Origin of the sequence: Nonomuraea sp. NPDC023979, from assembly GCF_040639085.1 — a bacterium.
GTDB classification, from domain to species: Bacteria; Actinomycetota; Actinomycetes; order Streptosporangiales; family Streptosporangiaceae; genus Nonomuraea; species Nonomuraea ceibae.
This window is the reverse complement of record NZ_JBEZZG010000017.1, coordinates 104213-121137: the sequence shown is the minus strand read 5'-3', so window position 1 is coordinate 121137 and position 16925 is coordinate 104213. Positions and strand designations below refer to the sequence as shown.

Below are 16925 nucleotides of genomic sequence, written 5' to 3'. Positions count from 1 at the left end.
GTCACCCCGGCCGCCTGCGTGCTCGGCCGGCAGGGTCTCGCCGTTCTGGCGCTGGTCCTCCTGGCTGCCCGGCTCGGGACCTTCGTGCTCGTCCGCGCCCGCAGGGCCGGGTAGAGGCGCGATCACCAGTTGGTGAAGGCGCCGTCGGGGGTGCGCAGGTGGGGGCGTTCGGCGGCCGTGGCCTGGTAGGCGCGGGCCCGGGCGCGATCGAGGTCGACGCCCAGACCGGGCAGGTCGGGGATGGCGAAACGGCCGCCGCGCACCACGGGCCGGGCGGTGAAGACGTCGGCCAGCTCGGGCAGCGCCTGGTGCTCCTGCACGCCGACGTACGGCGAGGCCAGGTTCAGGTGCAGCGAGGAGGCGGCGGTGACCGGGCCGAGCGGGTTGTGGGTGGCCAGCTTGACGTAGTGCGTCTCGCACATCGCGGCGATCTTCCTGGCCTCGGTGAGCCCGGCCGCCACGGCGACGTCCACCCGGGCGTAGTCGACCAGGTCCTGCTCGACGAGGCGCTGGAACTCCCATTTGGACCCGAGCTGCTCGCCCGCCGCGAGCGGCACCGCCGTGCGCGATCGCAGCGACCGGTACACCTCGAGGCTCTCGCAGCGCAGCGGGTCCTCCACGAAGTACGGCTTGGCCGACTCGATCTCGCGGCACAGCGTCACGGCCTCGGGCAGGTCGAGCCGCGTGTGCACGTCGAGGATCAGCTCCACGTCGTCGCCGACGGCCTGGCGTACGGCGTGGAACAGCTCGATGCCCCAGCGCATCGAGGCGCGCTGGTCGAGCGTGCCGTCGCGGTCGTGGGGCACGGCGAAGCGCAGGTGCCGCCAGCCGTCCGCGATGAGCACCCTGGCCCGGTCCAGGAACGCGTCGAGGTCGTGGTAGTCGTCCCCCAGGTGCGCGTAGGCGGGGACGTGGTCGCGCACCCGCCCGCCGAACAGCTCGTAGACCGGCACGCCCAGCGTCTTGCCCCGGATGTCCCACAGCGCGACGTCGATCGCGGCGATGGCGGAGGACAGGATCCGGTCGGCGGGGAAGAAGCCGCGGCGGAACATCACCTGCCACAGGTGCTCGATCCTGGCGGGGTCCTCGCCGAGCAGCAGGTCGCCCAGGTGGTCGATCGCCCCGGCGACCGCCTTCTGCCGTGATCGGATGCCCACCTCGCCGATGCCGTGCACGCCCTCGTCGGTGTCGATGACGACGAGCATCATGCTGTCGCCGTGCTCGGGGAGGGTGAGCACTTCCCAACCAGTGATCTTCACAGGCGAACTCCAATGAGAACGTTACCGGGATTTTCGCAACAAATCATGCAACATCCCGACTGGATTGACCAGGGGCGGATTCGGGCCGGTCAGAAAGGTGAAGAACACTCTTGACGGTTCCCGGGAACGTTTGCGAGCATCCTCCGTACCGATGACGAGGAGGGCGGCGTGGCAGTGACGATCCGGCAGGTGGCGCAGGCGGCGGGGGTGTCGGTCTCGACCGTCTCCCGCGCGTTCACCGCCCCCGACCAGGTGCAGCCGCAGACCCTGCGGCGCATCAGGGACGCCGCCGCGCAACTGGGCTACGCGCCCAACCCGGCGGCCCGCTCGCTGCGCGGCGGGAAGACCGAGTCGCTCGGGCTGATCATCCCCGACATCGCCAACCCGTTCTTCCCGCCGATCATGAAGGCGATGCAGGCCCGCGCCAGGAGGCTCGGCTACACCGTGCTCGCCGCCGACACCGACGAGCGGGAGTCCGACGAGCTGGAGACCATCGCCGCGGTCTCCAAGCGGGTGGACGGCATGATCCTGTGGGCCTCCACCCTGGCCGAGGACCGGCTCGCCGAGCTGGCCGCGACCATGCCGGTGGTGCTGGTGAACCGGCACGTGCCCGGCATCCCGGAGGTCCACATCTCGCTGACCGCCGGCATCTCCCAGGCGGCCGAGCACCTGAAGGCCTACGGCCACTCCCGCTGCGTCTTCGTCAACGGCTCGCGGCCCGAGCTCAGCCGGGGCAAGTCGATAAAGGAGGCGTTCGAGGCGCACGGCCTGTCCCTCGTCGAGTTCGGCCCGTACGAGCCGCGCTTCGAGACCGGCGTGCACGCCGCCACCCTGGTCACCTCCTCGGGGGCCACCGCGGTGCTCGCCCACAACGACCTGGTCGCGCTCGGCGTGCTGCACCAGCTCGCCAAGCTCGGCGTCAGCGTGCCGGGCGACGTCAGCGTGATCGGCATAGACGACACGCTGCTGGCCGAGACCTCCACCCCGTCGCTGACCACCATCCGCATCTCGGCCGAGGAGCTCGCCACCCAGGCCACCGACCTGCTGCTCGACACCATCGCCGAGCGGGGCGGCGGGCGTGTGGTGGAGATCGGCTCCCGGCTCATCCCCAGATCCTCGACCGGGCCCGTGCGTCACTGACCGAAGGGTCTCCCGCGGTGCGGCGTGCCGTACCGCCATCCCGTCATGCCATCTTTAACACCATTCATCCTGCTATGACCTGAATGCGGGAGTTCAGATGAAGAAGACCACCGCTGCCCTCGGCGTCGCCGCCCTGGCCACGGCCCTCGCCGCGTGCGGCTCGTCCTCCGGTTCCGGTCAGGAGTCCGGCACCATCACCCTCAGGGTCCAGGGCATGCCGCCGGCGACCGACAAGCCGGGCCTGGCCGCGTTCGAGAAGATGGCAGCCGACTTCGAGAAGCAGAACCCCGGCATCGCCGTCGAAGGCTCCTCGGCCGACTACGACCCGCTGACGTTCTCCGCCAAGCTGGCCGGCGGCAAGGTCGAGGACGTGATCAAGGTGCCGCTCACCGAGCCGCAGGGGCTCATCGCCCGCAAGCAGGTCAAGCCGCTCACCGCGGAGCTGGCCAGGTGGCCGCACTACAAGGAGTTCAACCCGCAGGTGCTGCGGCCGCTGAGCGACAGCGCCGGCCAGGTGTACGGCGTGCCCCAGTCGCCGTTCGCGATGGGACTCGTCTACAACCGCGACCTGTTCGAGAAGGCCGGCCTCGACCCCGACCGGCCGCCGGCGACCTGGGACGAGGTCCGCGACCACGCCAGGCGGATCGCCGAGAAGACCGGCAAGGCCGGGTTCGTGCACGAGTCCAAGAACAACCAGGGCGGCTGGCAGCTCACGAAGCTCACCTACGCCTTCGGCGGCGACATGGAGAAGCAGGACGGCGGCTCGTGGGTGGCGGCCTTCAACGCCGAGCCGGCACGCCAGGCCCTGACCCTGCTCAAGGAGATGCGCTGGAGCGACGACTCCATGGGCGACAACCAGCTCATCGACCAGAACGACGTGATCAAACGGTTCGCCGCCGGCGAGATCGGCATGTACCTGGGCACGCCCGGCACCTACCGGCTGGCCAAGATGACCTACGGCATGAAGGACACCGACGCGTTCGGCGTCGGCCCGATGCCCCAGGCGGGCGGGAACGCCACGATGACCGGCGGCGACGTCTACATGGTGCCCAGATCGGCCTCCGCGGAGAAGACGGCCGCGGCCGTGAAGTGGCTGCTGTTCGCCTACGCCCAGCCGCAGTACGACACCGCCGCCGCCGCCGAGCGGGCCAAGGCGCTGGCGGCCGACCCGAACGCCGCCGTGGGCGTGCCGACGCTGCCGATGTTCGACGAGGCCCAGCAGGCCAAGATCGACGAGGCCGTCAAGCCGTACGTGAACGTCAAGCTCGAGCACTTCCGGCCGTGGGTCGAGGGCACGCCCGAGCTCGAACTCCGCGCCGAGCCCCCGGTGCAGGCCCAGGCCGTCTACGCCGTGCTCGACAGCGTGGTGCAGGCCGTCCTGACCGACAAGGACGCCGACGTCAGCGCCCTCCTGGCCCAGGCGGAGACCGACGTCAACACCAAGCTCGCCGCGAGCCGGCAGTGACCGTGGCGCCACACGCCAGGAGGCGGGGGAACCCCGTCATGGCGTTCCTCTTCCTCATCCCGGCCTTCGTCGCCTTCGGGGCGTTCTCCTACTGGCCGATGATCAGGGGACTGCTGATCTCCTTCCAGGAGACGAACCTGGTCGACCCCGCCACCTGGGTGGGACTGGACAACTTCACCGCGCTCCTGCGGGACCCGCTGCTGTCCACGGCGATCGCCAACACCCTGCTGTTCGTCGGGCTCGGCCTGCTGATCGGGTTCCCCGCGCCGCTGATCCTGGCCACCGTCATGTCGACGGTGCGCAAGGGCGCGGGGATCTACCGCTTCCTCGTCTACCTCCCGGTGGTGATCCCGCCGGTGGTGGCGATCCTGCTGTGGAAGTGGTTCTACGACCCCGGCCACGGGCTGTTCAACGAGCTGCTGGGCCTGGCCGGCCTGGGCCCCTTCCCCTGGCTGGAGTCGCCCAGGACCGCCATGCTCAGCCTGGTCATCCAGTCCACCTGGGCCTGGATGGGCAGCACGGTCCTCATCTACCTGGCCGCGCTGGTCACCATCCCCGCCGAGCTCTACGAGGCGGCGCAGATGGACGGCGCGTCGATCGCGCGCAGGCTGTGGCACATCACCCTGCCCCAGCTCCGCCCCACCATCGGCCTGCTGCTGCTCCTGCAGCTGGTCAGCACCACCCAGGTGTTCACCGAACCGTACGTGTTCACCGACGGCGGCCCGGAGAACAGCACGCTCACGGTCCTCCTGCTGATCTTCAGGTACGCCTTCCGCGACGGCGACTACGGCCAGGCCGCCGCGCTCGCCTTCCTCCTGGCGATCTTCCTCGGCCTGCTGTCCACGATCTACCTGCGGGCCACCCGCAGCTGGAGTTCCGCATGAGCCTGATCTCCCACGTCGAGGAGCGCCGCCCGGCCGTCAGGGCCGCGGTGCGCACGGTCCAGTGGCTCACCCTGGCCGCCCTGGCGGTGATCGGCATCGGCCCGCTCTACATGACCGTCAAGGGCGCGGTCTCGCCGGCCACCGACCTGATCGCCGAACCGCTCCAGCTGTGGCCCGGCGACCCCCGGCCGGAGAACTTCGGCACCGCGTGGAACGACCTGGGCATCGGCCACTACCTGCTCAACACCCTCCAGGTCGTCGGCGGCTCCTGGGCCGTGCAGCTCGTCGTCGCGGTCACCGCCGGCTACGCCCTGTCGGTGCTGAGACCCCGGCTCGGCACCGTGATCTACGGCGCGATCCTCGCCACCATGTTCGTCCCCTACACGGTCTCCATGACCAGCCTCTTCCTGACCATCATCGACCTGGGCCTGGTCGACTCCTACTGGGCGATCTGGCTGCCCGCCGGAGCCAGCGCCTTCAACGTCCTGCTGGCCAAGCGCTTCTTCGACGCGCTGCCGCCCGAGCTGTTCGCCGCGGCCAGGGTCGACGGCGCCAACTCCTGGCAGCTCCTGACCAGGATCGTGCTGCCGATGAGCCGGCCGATCCTGGCCGTCATCAGCCTGATCGCGATCATGCACAGCTGGAAGGACTTCATCTGGCCGCTGGTGGCCATCACCGACCCGGCCAAGCAGCCCATCAGCGTCGCCCTGGCCACGCTGGCCGACCAGGCGCCGCAGGACATCCTCATCGCCAGCATGGCGATGGCCCTGGCCCCGCCGGTCCTGCTCTTCCTCGTCTTCCAGAAGTACGTCGTCGCCGGACTCGGCTTCACCGGCGTCAAAGGCTGACCCGCAACGCCGATCACGAAAGGCAGTCCCCCCATGCCTGAAGTCTCCCGCCGCACCCTCATCCAGGCCGCCGCGATCACCGGCGCGGCCTCCGCGCTCACCATCACCCCCGCCCACGCCGATGCCGATGCTGGCAGCCTCTCGATCACCGCCGACGGCATCACGCTCGTCGCCGAGGCCGACGGCTCGATCCTGGTCCGCGACGGCTCCGGGACCGATCGTCTCAGGATCGGCCACTTCATGATCAAGGACAGCGTGCTCGGCCAGCAGCGCACGTTCGGCGGCACGCCCAGCCTGACCACCGTGGACGGCCGCCCCGCGCTCCAGGTCGCCTACAGGATGTCGGCCGGCGCCTCGGCGGTGACCGTGCGCGGCACGTTCACCGTCGCCGCCCGCCGGGCGAGCCTGCGCTGGGAGGTGACCGGCAGCACCACCCTGACCCCCGGCGGCTACATGTTCTCCCGCGCCCTCATCGGCAACACCGCCCCGGAGCGGTACGTGCCCGCCACGGTCTGGACGAAGGACCCGCGCGGCGGCGTCCCGTACGAGATCAACGCGGGCTCGCTCTACCAGGAGACGTGGGACGGCACCAGCGCCTGCTTCCGGCTGGCGGCCTCCCGGCCGTCGTTCACCAACGCCACCTGGATCCACGCGCCGGCCGACGCCGACGGGACGACCCGGGTGGAGCTGGTGCTCGGCGACATGCGGCCCGGCGCCGCCAACGCCGTGGCGACCGCGGCCCCGCTCGGCGTGGACGTGTGGAGCGAGCAGCCCTTCGGCCTCTACGAGCCCTTCGCGACCCTGGCGGTCAACGCCCAGGTGGTCAACGGCGGCCCGGCCGCCAAGCCGGTCACCCTCACCTGGTGGGCCCGCGACTTCGGCGGCGCCGTCCTCGGCACCGGCACGCTCAGCAGGACCGTCGAACCCGGCGGCGCGTGGCAGGAGACGTTCACCGTGCGCGGCCCCGCGCAGGGCATCGTGTTCACCGAGGTCAGAGCCACCTCCGGAAGCGAGGAGGCGTTCGCGCGGACGAACCTGGCCACGCTCAAGCCGTACGCCTACCGCGGCGACGGCAAGTTCGGCATCGCGAACTACACCTGGCTCCTGGTCCCCGGCAAGCAGCAGATCGGCCGGCTGATGCGCAAGCTCGGCGTCACGTGGGTGCGCATCGCCTACGACGGCGCGCCCGGCATCCCGCCCGCCGAGCTCGACGCGCTCGGCATCAAGCACAACGTCCAGCTCGGCGGCGTCATCTTCAACGGCACGGCGCAGCAGATCGCCGCCTGGGCCGACGACCGGGCGGCGATCGCCAAGCAGTCGGGCGCCGCCTACTTCGAGGTGGCCAACGAGCTGAACCAGCCCTGGATGTCCGGGCAGAAGGCGGCGGAGTACGTACGCGACGGCCTGAAGCCCATCCACGACCGGCTCAAGGACTCCGGCATCAAGCTGATGAACTGCGGGCTGGGCGGCATGGACCACCGCTGGACGACCAACTTCCACGCGGCCGGCGGCTGGGACCTGATCGACGCCTTCGCCTTCCACCCGGGCCGGGGCAACTTCACCGCCGACTACGCGCCGCCGCCGGAGGAGTGGGAGCAGGGCTCCAACGGCTCCTACTGGAACTTCCTCGGCGCGCTGCGCAAGGCCAGGCAGACCCTCGACGAATACGGCGGCGGCAAGGAGCTGTGGCTGACCGAGGTGTACGCCTGCACCCGGCCCAACCACTGGTGGAACGACACCCACCGGCAGGCCGCCGAGAACACGCTGCTGCAGCTCGCGCTCTGCCTGTCGGAGGGCGTGGACGGCGTCAACTGGTACCAGCCCCACGACAGCACCATCCACCACCCGCAGGAAGCCGACCCCGGCAACCCCGAATACCACTTCGGACTGCTGAACCGCGACACCAGCACCAAGCCGGCGCTGCTCGCGTTCGCCACGGCGACCCGCCACCTGGAGGGCGCGACCTTCGAACGCTGGCTCACCTTCGCCGACCCCGACCTGAAGGGCCTGCTGTTCGACACGCCGCGGGGCAGGCTGGCGATCCTGTGGAGCCGCAAGGACGGCTACATCCTGAACCGCGACCACGGCGACGGCCAGTGGTACCCGCACCCGGAAGCCTGGGTCGACCACTGGCCGACCAAGACCCGCGTGTCGCTGAAGACCTCGGGCCGGACGGTCCGGGAGATCGACTGCATCGGGCAGGAGCGCACGATCACCGCCAGGGGCCGCCGCGCCCAGGTCACGCTGGACGGCGCCCCGCGTCTCTACTACGGGCTGGAGCTATGAGATCGGAAACCCTTTCGCACGACGTGACCGTGGTCGGCGGCGGCCTGGCCGGTGTCAGCGCCGCCGTCGCCGCGGCCCGGCTGGGCCGCACGGTCGCCCTGGTCACCAACCGGCCCGTCCTCGGCGGCAACTCCAGCAGTGAGGTGCGGGTCTGGGTGGTCGGCGCGACCGGGCACGGCAAGAACCACCACGCCCGCGAGGGCGGCATCATGGGCGAGCTGTTCCTGGAGAACCAGTACCGGAACCCGCACGGCAACCCGTACTTCTGGGACACGACCGTGCTCGACCTCGTCCGGCAGGAGCCGAACATCGCGCTGTTCCTCAACACCGACGTGCGCGAGGTGGCGTGCGAGGAGGGCCGGATCCGCTCGGTGACCGGCTGGATGATGGGCTCCGAACGGCTGATCACCTTCGCCTCGCCGATGTTCCTCGACTGCACCGGTGACGGGCTGGTCGGCCACCTGGCCGGCGCGAGCCACCGGATCGGCCGCGAGGGCCGCGCGGAGTACGGCGAGCCGTGGGCGCCCGAGGAGCCGGACGCCATCACGCTCGGCAGCACGCTGCTGTTCTACACCAAGGACGCGGGCGAGCCGGTCCGCTACGTCCCGCCGAGCTTCGCCAAGGACATCACCACGACGTCGATCCCCGAGCGGCGCATCATCAGGGCGGGCGACAACGGCTGCGCCTACTGGTGGATCGAGTTCGGCGGCGAGCTGGACACCGTGCACGACAACGACCGCATCCGCGACGAGCTGTGGTCGGTCATCTACGGCATCTGGGACCACATCAAGAACTCGGGCAGGTTCGACGCGGAGACCATGACCCTGGAGTGGGTGGGCGCGCTGCCGGGCAAGCGGGAGTACCGCCGCTTCCTCGGCGACCACGTGCTCACGCAGCACGACGTGCTGGGCCAGACGCCGTTCGACGACCGGGTCGCCTTCGGCGGGTGGTCGATCGACCTGCACCCGCCGCAGGGCATGTACGCGAAGGAGGACGGCGCCCGGCAGCGCTACGCCGACGGGATCTACCACATCCCCTACCGCTGCCTGTACTCGCGCGACGTGCCGAACCTGCTCATGGCCGGGCGCAACATCTCGGCGTCGCACGTGGCGTTCGGCTCGACCAGGGTCATGGCCACCTGCGCCACGATCGGCCAGGCGGCCGGCACCGCGGCCGCCCTGTGCGTGGCCGCCGGGGTCGCGCCGAGGGAGCTGGACGCGCGCGACCTGCGGACGGCGCTCCTGCGGGAGGACGGCTCGATCATCGGCGTGCCGTACGAGGACCCCGCCGACCTCGCCCGTACGGCCGCCGCGACCGCGTCGAGCACGTTGTCCCTGCTGGAGGTGGAGACGCCGGCCGAGGCGTGGCCGCTGGCGGCCGACGCCGGGCTGGTCCTGCCGGTGGACCCGGCGCTGGACGCCGTCGAGCTCCTGCTGGACGCGGCCGCCGCGACCGAGCTGGTCGTGGACCTCTACGACCCGGTGCTGGGCCAGAACTACGTGCCGCGGCGCCTGATCTCCACGCATCGCGTCGTGGTGGAGCCCGGGAAGAACCAGTGGGTCCGGGTAGAGCCGTCCTTCCGGCCGGATCAGGCGCAGAACGCGTTCCTGCTGGTCCGCGCGAACCCCGACGTCTGCCTGCACGTCGCCGACCGGCCGACCCCCGGCGTGCTCTGCTTCACCCGGGTCCCGCTGCGCCCCCAGGACGAGGCGCCGCAGCTCCTGCGCGAGTGGACCGACGCCGGACTGCTGCGCCGCACCTTCTGCTTCCGCGCCGGCCCGACCCGCGCGTTCACGCCGTCCCGGGCGCTCGACGGCTTCCAGCGCCCGCACGCCGGACCGCACATGTGGGTGTCGGGCGAGCTGCCCGCCACCCTCGAACTGACCTGGCCCGCGCCGGTGCCGATCGGCCGCGTCGACCTGCTGGCCGACGACGACGTGAACGAGGACCTGATCAACCTGCACCACCACCGCACGCCGTTCGAGGTCATGCCGACGCTGATCCGCGACTACCGGCTGGAGGCGCGGCAGGACGGCCGCTGGCGGACGGTGGCCGAGGTGCGCGACAACCGCCGGCGCCGCAACGTCCACGACCTCGGCGCGGTCACCGCCGACGCGCTGCGGATCGTGGTCGACTCCGCCAACGGGACGCCGTACGCCCATGTCGTGGCGGTGCGCGTGTATGAGTAGAGGCATGCGACGTGTCCTGGTCACCGGCGCCGCGGGCCGCATCGGCCGGGCCGTGCTCGACCTGCTCGACCGGCGGGGGATCGCGGCCAGTGCCCTCGTGCTGGACGATCCGGGCGACCTGAAGGCCGACCGGGTCGTCGAGGGCAGCGCGACGGATCCGCACGCCGTGCGCCGCGCGCTCGACGGTGCCGACGCCGTCGTCCACCTCGCGGCGATCCCCACTCCCGAGCGGCATCCGGCCGAGGTGGTGTTCGCCACCAACACGCAGGCCACCTGCACCGTGCTGGAACAGGCGGGCCGGGCCGGGATCCGGCGGGTGTGCACGGCGGGCAGCACGGCGATCTCCGGACTGCCGTTCGCCGCGCGCACCCTCCACCCGCCGTACGTCCCGGTGGACGAGGAGCAGCCGTCACAGTCCGAGGACCCCTACGCGCTGTCGAAACAGGTCGACGAGCTGACCGCCCGGACGATGGCGCGGCGCTTCGGCATGTCGGTGGTCGTCCTGCGCCTGCCGTACGTCGGCGGCTTCGACGAGCGCCTGCTCGACTTCGCGCGAAGGTGCGAGCTGGACCCCGGCCTGCACGCGCCCGGCCTGTGGGCCTACCTGGAGACCCGCGACGCGGCGCGGGCGTGCCTGGCCGGCCTCGGCCCGGACGGCTTCCACGTCATCACCGTGGCCGCGCCGCAAACCCTGGTCTCCCACCCCACGGAGGAGCTGCTCCGCAGGTTCCACCCCACGGCCGAGCTCCGCCGCCGGCTGCCCGGGCGCACGGTCCCGCTGGACCTGACCAGGGCCGCCGCCGTCCTCGGCTTCGCCGCGGAGCTTCACGTGTGACGCGGGGCCGCCCTGCCGGAGGCGTAGCGGGAGAACACCTCCCGCACCTCCGGGGGCGAGCAGGCCAGCGCGGCCTCGTCCGGGTCGGCGCCGGTGACGTGGGGCAGGTGGACGACGATGTCGTACGCCTCCAGCGCGTTCACCGGCGCGTAGAAGGCGCCGAGACCGGCGCGTTGCGTGGCCGCGGCCCGCACGGCGCCGGCGTCGGCGGGCGACAGCCGCCGAAGGTCGGCCGCGAAGGGGCCGTCGTGGCAGGCGTGCATGAGGGCGTCGAGGCTGCCGGGCTCCGGGGCGGGCATCGGCGCGAACAGGGCGCCTGCCATGAACGCGGCGGCGTCGGCGTTGAGCATGTGGCCGGTGCCCGACGTGACGCCGATGACCAGGTAGTCCTCGCCCAGCCGGTCCGCCAGGTGCAGGCCCAGCGGGGTCACGGGGTCCATGCCCGGCAGCACGGCGGGCCCGCGCTGGACGTGGGCGTTGTGGGCGGCCAGGACGATCCGGTCGTGCCCGCGCAGGATCTCCTCGACGGTGCCGGCGATCTCGGCGTCGCGGTTGTAGAGCACGCTCCGCTGGTCACCGCCGGTCATGCCGCGGATGACGGAGTCCAGGGTGAGCGCGTGGCGCAGGGAGCGCAGCGCTCGCTCGTACGCCTCGGTGGTCGTGCGCCTGACGTACTCCAGCCGCCGGCCCCGCATGCGCGCGGCGAGGCCGGCGAGGCCCGCCGTCAGCGCGTTCCCGGTCTCCGGCCGAAGCTGCGCGTAGGCGGCCATGGTCGCGGGCGCGGCGAACGGGGACGTCGCGGCGAAGGCCGAGGCCGTCTCCCGGACGGCCGGGTCGGCCTCGAAGCCGTGATCGGCGTGCGCGAGGAAGGCGAGCACGGCGTCCAGGGCGGGGATCAGCGAGGCGTTGTGGCCGCCCAGGTCGATGCCGTGGAAGCCGATCGGGCGCTCGGCGGAGGCGTTGTGCCCGCGCATCCACTCCAGGTGGGCGCCCATCTGCCGCCACAGGCCCATCAGCGAGGTCAGACCGTCCGCCATGACCTCGCCGAGCCGGTCGCCGCCGCCGCGGACCCAGGCGTCAGCCCGCCATCCTTCGGTGAAACCGGTCTCCATCGCGTAGGCGCCGAAACCGTGGCGCTCGGCCAGGTGGCGCAGGAGGCGGTGGCGCAGTTCGTAGGACTCGCGGTTGTAGTGCGCGCTCTCGCCGATCGCCACCACCCGCGCGTCCCCGATCGCCTCGTCCAGCCATTCCAGGTCGTCCAGCGCGGCGGCCGGATCGAGCGTGCGCAGGGGGATCACCGCCGCGTCGCTGAGGCGGGCCGGTGGTGTGGTCGTGTGCGTGGCCATCGACACCCTCTCAATTCTCCCAAGTTTGGGAACAGTACCATTTATGGGAGTATTGATTCGTGGACACGCTTGAGCTGATCTTGCATCCGATCCGGCTGCGCATCATGTGGGCCCTGTCGGGCGGACGCGTCCGGACCACGTCCGACCTGTGCGAAGGCCTGCCCGACGTGCCCAGGACGACCCTGTACCGGCATGTCGGCATGCTCGCCGACGCCGGGCTGCTGGAGGTCGCCGGCGAGCAGCGGGTGCGCGGGATGATCGAGCGCCACTACCGCCTGCGGCACGACGCCCTCCACGTCGGCCTCGACACGGCCCGGGCCATGTCGAACGACGATCACCGTCACGGGTTCGCGGTGGCCGTGGCGGCGCTGCTCGCCGAGTTCAACGCCTACCTCGACCGGCCGGGAGCCGACCCGGCCGCGGACCGGGTGGGGTACCGGCAGGGGACGCTGTGGCTCAGCCCGGAGGAGATGGAGGACGTCGCGGGTGAGCTGCTGGCGGTGCTCAGAGCCCGGGCGGGGAACGGGCCCGCGCCGGGGCGCCGCCCGCACATGATCAGCGCGATCTTCTTCCCGGCCGGGCAGCCGGACGAGGACGGCCCGCGGGGATCAGCGGGACAGCCGGCGTAGGGCGATCTCGAACGGGCCCCGGTGGCCGATGCGGCGCATCCAGTCGGCCAGCACGATCGAGACCAGCCAGACCGCCACGCCGACGGCGATGACGGCGGCGGTGCCCAGGTCGCCGGCCAGGTCCAGCGTGAAGGGGTAGAACAGGGCGACGAACACGACGGACTGGAAGAGGTAGAAGGTCAGCGAGCGCCGGCCGAGCGCCGCCAGCGCGGTCGTGACCGGGCCGTGGGCGCCGCCGATCCTGACGGCGGCCAGGGCGACGGCGGCGGCCAGGGCGATGCCGCCGGTGTGACCGGTGAACGTGTGCGCGATCGCGGGCAGCCAGGTCGCGTCCGTCTTCCAGACGCCCGCCGAGATCAGCGCCATCGGCAGCCGGCCGGCGACGACCAGGGCGAGGAAGGTGAAGGTGACGCGGCGGAGCAGGGCCACGTGCCGCTCGGGGTCGTCGAGGATCCGGCGCCGGGCGGCCCAGATGCCGATCGTGATGCCGGGCACCACGAGCAGGACCACCCCCGGAGCCTTCCCCGCCCACACCAGCAGGTGCAGGAGCACCTGGCTGGGGAAGTCGTCCTTCATCATCGACGGCAGCGTCTCGGGGTGGCCGGCGACCTCGGCGGCGTGCGCCCGTACGGTCTGCCAGGCCAGCAGGCCAGTCATGGGCACCAGGGAGATCGCCGAGGTCCAGAGCAGGACCGAGTCACGGGCCCGCATGATCGGCGCCATGATCAGCAACGCCAGGCCGTAGGTGGAGACGATGTCGAGCGGCACCAGCAGCGTCGCGTGCAGGAAGCCGATGACCAGCAGCCAGAACCCCCGGCGGCGCAGCAGCTTGCGGACCGCGAGCCAGTCGTCGCCCTTGGCGAACCGGCCGGCGGCGAGCTGGCCGAGCCCGTAGCCGAACAGGAACACGAACATCGAGCGCGCCAGGTTGTCGGCGGCGAAGACCTTGAGGAACCGGCCGAAGGTGTTGAGCGCCGCCGGGCCGAGGTCGGCGTGGCTGATGAAGACCGGCGCGTGCGCCAGCGCGATCAGCAACAGCATGAAGCCGCGCGCCAGGTCCGGGGCGAGCGCGCGGGCTCGCGCAGGGGACGGCGCCCGCACGCTGCCCGAAGGGACGGTGGGCATGGGTCACTCCAGAGAGAGGGGAGAAAAGGGAACCGCGGCGTCGTGCGTCACCGGCCGGCGGTCAGGCGTCCCAGGTGACGGGCAGGCTCTTGACGCCGTAGATGTCGGCGATCTCCGGGCGCAGGGCGACCTGTTCGGCGGGCACGGCCAGGCGCAGCGTGGGGAAGCGCTGGACCAGGGCCGGGAGCGCGACGCGCAGCTCCACCCGGGCGAGCTGCTGGCCGAGGCACTGGTGGATGCCGTGGCCGAAGGCCAGGTGGCCGCCGTCCTGGCGGCGCAGGTCGAGCCTGTGCGGGCCGGGGAAGCGCTCGGGGTCGCGGTTGGCGGTGCAGAGGGACAGGATGACCGTCGTCCCGGCCTTGATCGGGTGGCCGCCCAGCTCGACGTCCTCCAGCGCGATCCGCACGAACTGCTTGGCCACGCTGAGGTAGCGCAGCAGCTCCTCCACGGCGGGGCCGGCGAGCGCGGGGTCGGCGCGCAGCGCGGCGAGCTGCTCCGGGTTCTCCAGCAGCGCGAACGTGCCCAGGGCGAGCATGTTGGCGGTGGTGTCGAGCCCGGCGGCCAGCAGGATCAGGGCCATCCCGCGCAGTTCCTCGTCGGTCAGGTCACTGTCGAGCAGGTCGCTGAGCACGTCGTCGGTGGGGTGGGCGCGCTTGGCGGCCACCAGGGCGGCGAGGTACTCCTGGACGGCGGTGTAGGCCGCGATCAGGTCCTCGTCGCTGGTCTCCCCGTTCATGAACGTGTCGATGTCGTCCTGGAAGGAGCCGCGGTCCTCGTACGGGACCCCGAGCAGCTCGCAGATCATGATCGCGGGGATGGGCTTGGCGAAGGCGGTCACCAGGTCGGCGGGCGGCCCGGCCTGCTCCATCGCGTCCAGGTGCGCGGCGGTGACCTGCTCGACGCGCTCGGTCAGCAGCCGCATCCGCCGCACGGTGAACCGGCCCACCAGCGGCTTGCGGTAGCGGCTGTGCCTCGGCTCGTCCATCAGCAGGAACTCGCCGGGCGGCGCGGGCGGGACCTCGATGTCGCCGTAGTCGATCGTCGGGTGGTGCCTCATGAGCTCCTTGCGGGAGCTGAAGCGCGGGTCGGCCAGGATCGAGCGGGCCAGGTCGTAGCCGGTGACCAGCAGGCCCTGGTGCCCGTCGGCGAAGGGCAGGCGGCTGATCGGGCTCCGCTCGCGCGCCTCGACGAGCTCCTGGGGCGGGTCGAAGGGGCAGCCGGGCCGGCGCTCGGTCGGCAGCGCCGGCAGGGCGTGTTCGGTCATGACGCCTCCTTTCAGGAGATCTTGCGGCGGTAGGTGTTCATGGCGAAGCCGTAGGCGACGACGAGGATGCCGGCGCACCAGGCCAGGGCGACCCACAGGTCGGTGCCGACCGGCTGGCCGGCGAACAGGGCGCGGACGGCGTTGACGACGGAGGTGACCGGCTGGTTCTCGGCGAACCAGCGCACCGGTCCCGGCATGGTGTCGGTGGGCACGAACGCCGAGCTGAGGAACGGCAGGAAGATCAGCGGGTAGGAGAACGCGCTCGCGCCCTCCATCGTCCTGGCCGACAGGCCCGGGATGACGGCGATCCAGGTCAGCGCCAGCGTGAACAGGACCAGGATCCCGGCCACCGACAGCCACGCCAGGACTCCCGCCCCCGAGCGGAAGCCCATCAGCAGGGCCACCAGCATCACGACCGCGAGCGAGATCAGGTTGGCGACCAGCGAGGTCAGCACGTGCGCCCACAGCACCGACGAGCGCGCGGTGGGCATCGACTGGAAGCGTTCGAAGATGCCGCCCTGCATGTCCATGAACAGCCGGTAGGCGGTGTAGGCGATGCCCGAGGCGACGGTGATGAGCAGGATGCCGGGCAGCATGTAGTTCACGTACGAGCCCGAGCCTGTCCTGATCGCGCCGCCGAACACGTACACGAACATCAGCATCATCGCGATCGGCATGATCGCGGTCGTGATGATGGTGTCGGGGCTGCGCGCGATGTGGCGCAGGGAGCGTCCCAGCAGGACGGCGGTGTCGCCGAAGAAGTGCTTGCTCATGGTCGTCCCCTTCAGGCTTTCGTGCCGACGAGGCTGAGGAAGACGTCCTCCAGGGTCGGCTGCTTCTCGACGTACTCGACCTTGGCGGGCGGGAGCAGCCGCTTGAGCTCCTCCAGGGTGCCGTTGACCAGGATGCGGCCTTCGTGCAGGATCGCGATCCGGTCGGCGAGTTGTTCGGCTTCGTCCAGGTACTGGGTGGTGAGCAGCACCGTGGTGCCGCCCGCGGCGAGCTCCCTGACGGCCTGCCACACCTCGATCCGCGCCTGCGGGTCGAGGCCGGTCGTCGGCTCGTCGAGGAAGATGACCGGCGGGTGGCCGATCAGGCTCATCGCGATGTCCAGGCGGCGGCGCATGCCGCCGGAGTAGGTGGCGACCCTGCGCGCGCCGGCGTCGGTCAGCGAGAACCGGGCGAGCAGGTCGTCGGCGATCCCGCCCGGGTCCTTGAGGTGGCGCAGGCGGGCGACCAGCACGAGGTTCTCCCGCCCGGTGAGGATCTCGTCGACCGCGGCGAACTGCCCGGTGAGGCTGATCGACTCGCGGACGTCCGGCGCCTGCGTGGCGACGTCGAAGCCGTTGACGCGGGCCGTCCCGGCGTCGGCCTTGAGCAGCGTGGACAGGATCTTCACGGCGGTGGTCTTGCCCGCCCCGTTGGAGCCGAGCAGGGCGAAGATGCTGCCCCGCGCCACGGTGAAGTCCACGCCGCGCAGCACGTGCAGATCCTTGTACGACTTCTCCAGGCCCTGCACCTGGATCGCCTGAGTTTCCTGGGTCGTCATCGCGGGGTCCTGTCCTCCTGGGCGGCGCGCTCGCCGGCGCTGGTGAAGCGGGCACGCTCGCGGGCCCTGTACTGCCGGTAGCGCTTCTTGTCCTCCAGTGACCCGG

14 protein-coding genes are annotated in these 16925 nt (G+C 71.5%); 8 read left to right on the top strand and 6 right to left on the bottom strand.

All coding sequences use genetic code 11. From position 1 onward, the window contains the following. Positions 1–122 precede the first annotated feature (122 nt). Positions 123–1259: a mandelate racemase/muconate lactonizing enzyme family protein gene (locus AB0G11_RS27625; protein WP_219509099.1), complete on the bottom strand. Its 1137-nt coding sequence runs from the start codon at positions 1257–1259 to the stop codon at positions 123–125. 168 nt (positions 1260–1427) lie between these two features. On the opposite strand from AB0G11_RS27625, the gene AB0G11_RS27620 reads away from it, so the two are divergent. The 7 genes from AB0G11_RS27620 (at position 1428) to AB0G11_RS27590 (ending at position 10906) form a co-directional block, all read left to right on the top strand. After that, on the top strand, positions 1428–2399 hold the full coding sequence (locus tag AB0G11_RS27620; RefSeq protein ID WP_357589333.1) for a LacI family DNA-binding transcriptional regulator: 972 nt from the start codon (positions 1428–1430) through the stop codon (positions 2397–2399). A gap of 97 nt (positions 2400–2496) precedes the next feature. Next, on the top strand, positions 2497–3864 hold the full coding sequence (locus AB0G11_RS27615) for an extracellular solute-binding protein (RefSeq protein WP_357589331.1): 1368 nt from the start codon (positions 2497–2499) through the stop codon (positions 3862–3864). 38 nt (positions 3865–3902) lie between these two features. Beyond that, entirely contained in the window at positions 3903–4748 is an 846-nt protein-coding gene (locus tag AB0G11_RS27610) for a sugar ABC transporter permease (RefSeq protein WP_219509105.1), read from the top strand. Next, on the top strand, positions 4745–5596 hold the full coding sequence (locus tag AB0G11_RS27605; RefSeq protein WP_357589329.1) for a carbohydrate ABC transporter permease: 852 nt from the start codon (positions 4745–4747) through the stop codon (positions 5594–5596). Before AB0G11_RS27610 ends, AB0G11_RS27605 begins: the two co-directional genes overlap by 4 nt. A 33-nt stretch (positions 5597–5629) precedes the next feature. Continuing rightward, a complete protein-coding gene (locus AB0G11_RS27600) occupies positions 5630–7882 on the top strand; it encodes a hypothetical protein (protein ID WP_357589327.1) in 2253 nt (750 codons plus the stop codon). Then, the gene (locus AB0G11_RS27595; protein ID WP_357589325.1) at positions 7879–10071 is read left to right on the top strand and encodes an FAD-dependent oxidoreductase; all 2193 of its coding nucleotides are present in this window, start codon (positions 7879–7881) and stop codon (positions 10069–10071) included. Before AB0G11_RS27600 ends, AB0G11_RS27595 begins: the two co-directional genes overlap by 4 nt. A 4-nt stretch (positions 10072–10075) precedes the next feature. After that, positions 10076–10906 (top strand): NAD(P)-dependent oxidoreductase, encoded by an 831-nt coding sequence (locus AB0G11_RS27590; RefSeq protein WP_219509113.1) that lies wholly within the window; start codon positions 10076–10078, stop codon positions 10904–10906. On the opposite strand, the gene AB0G11_RS27585 is transcribed toward AB0G11_RS27590, so the two are convergent. Next, on the bottom strand, positions 10897–12252 hold the full coding sequence (locus AB0G11_RS27585) for an erythromycin esterase family protein (protein ID WP_357589323.1): 1356 nt from the start codon (positions 12250–12252) through the stop codon (positions 10897–10899). The two genes, AB0G11_RS27590 and AB0G11_RS27585, sit on opposite strands and share 10 nt — an antisense overlap. A gap of 59 nt (positions 12253–12311) precedes the next feature. Between AB0G11_RS27585 and AB0G11_RS27580 the strand changes: the two genes are divergently transcribed. Next, entirely contained in the window at positions 12312–12881 is a 570-nt protein-coding gene (locus AB0G11_RS27580; protein ID WP_357589321.1) for a helix-turn-helix domain-containing protein, read from the top strand. On the opposite strand, the gene AB0G11_RS27575 is transcribed toward AB0G11_RS27580, so the two are convergent. The 4 genes from AB0G11_RS27575 to AB0G11_RS27560 form a co-directional block, all read right to left on the bottom strand. Continuing rightward, the gene (locus AB0G11_RS27575; RefSeq protein ID WP_219509115.1) at positions 12861–14006 is read right to left on the bottom strand and encodes a DUF418 domain-containing protein; all 1146 of its coding nucleotides are present in this window, start codon (positions 14004–14006) and stop codon (positions 12861–12863) included. The two genes, AB0G11_RS27580 and AB0G11_RS27575, sit on opposite strands and share 21 nt — an antisense overlap. Before the next feature lie 61 nt (positions 14007–14067). Beyond that, a complete protein-coding gene (locus AB0G11_RS27570; protein ID WP_357589319.1) occupies positions 14068–15270 on the bottom strand; it encodes a cytochrome P450 in 1203 nt (400 codons plus the stop codon). Between the two features lie 11 nt (positions 15271–15281). Then, positions 15282–16043 carry an ABC transporter permease gene (locus tag AB0G11_RS27565; RefSeq protein WP_219509318.1) on the bottom strand — a complete coding sequence of 254 codons (762 nt, stop codon included), beginning with the start codon at positions 16041–16043 and terminating at the stop codon, positions 15282–15284. A gap of 11 nt (positions 16044–16054) precedes the next feature. Continuing rightward, positions 16055–16819: an ATP-binding cassette domain-containing protein gene (locus AB0G11_RS27560; RefSeq protein ID WP_219509319.1), complete on the bottom strand. Its 765-nt coding sequence runs from the start codon at positions 16817–16819 to the stop codon at positions 16055–16057. Positions 16820–16925 lie beyond the last annotated feature (106 nt).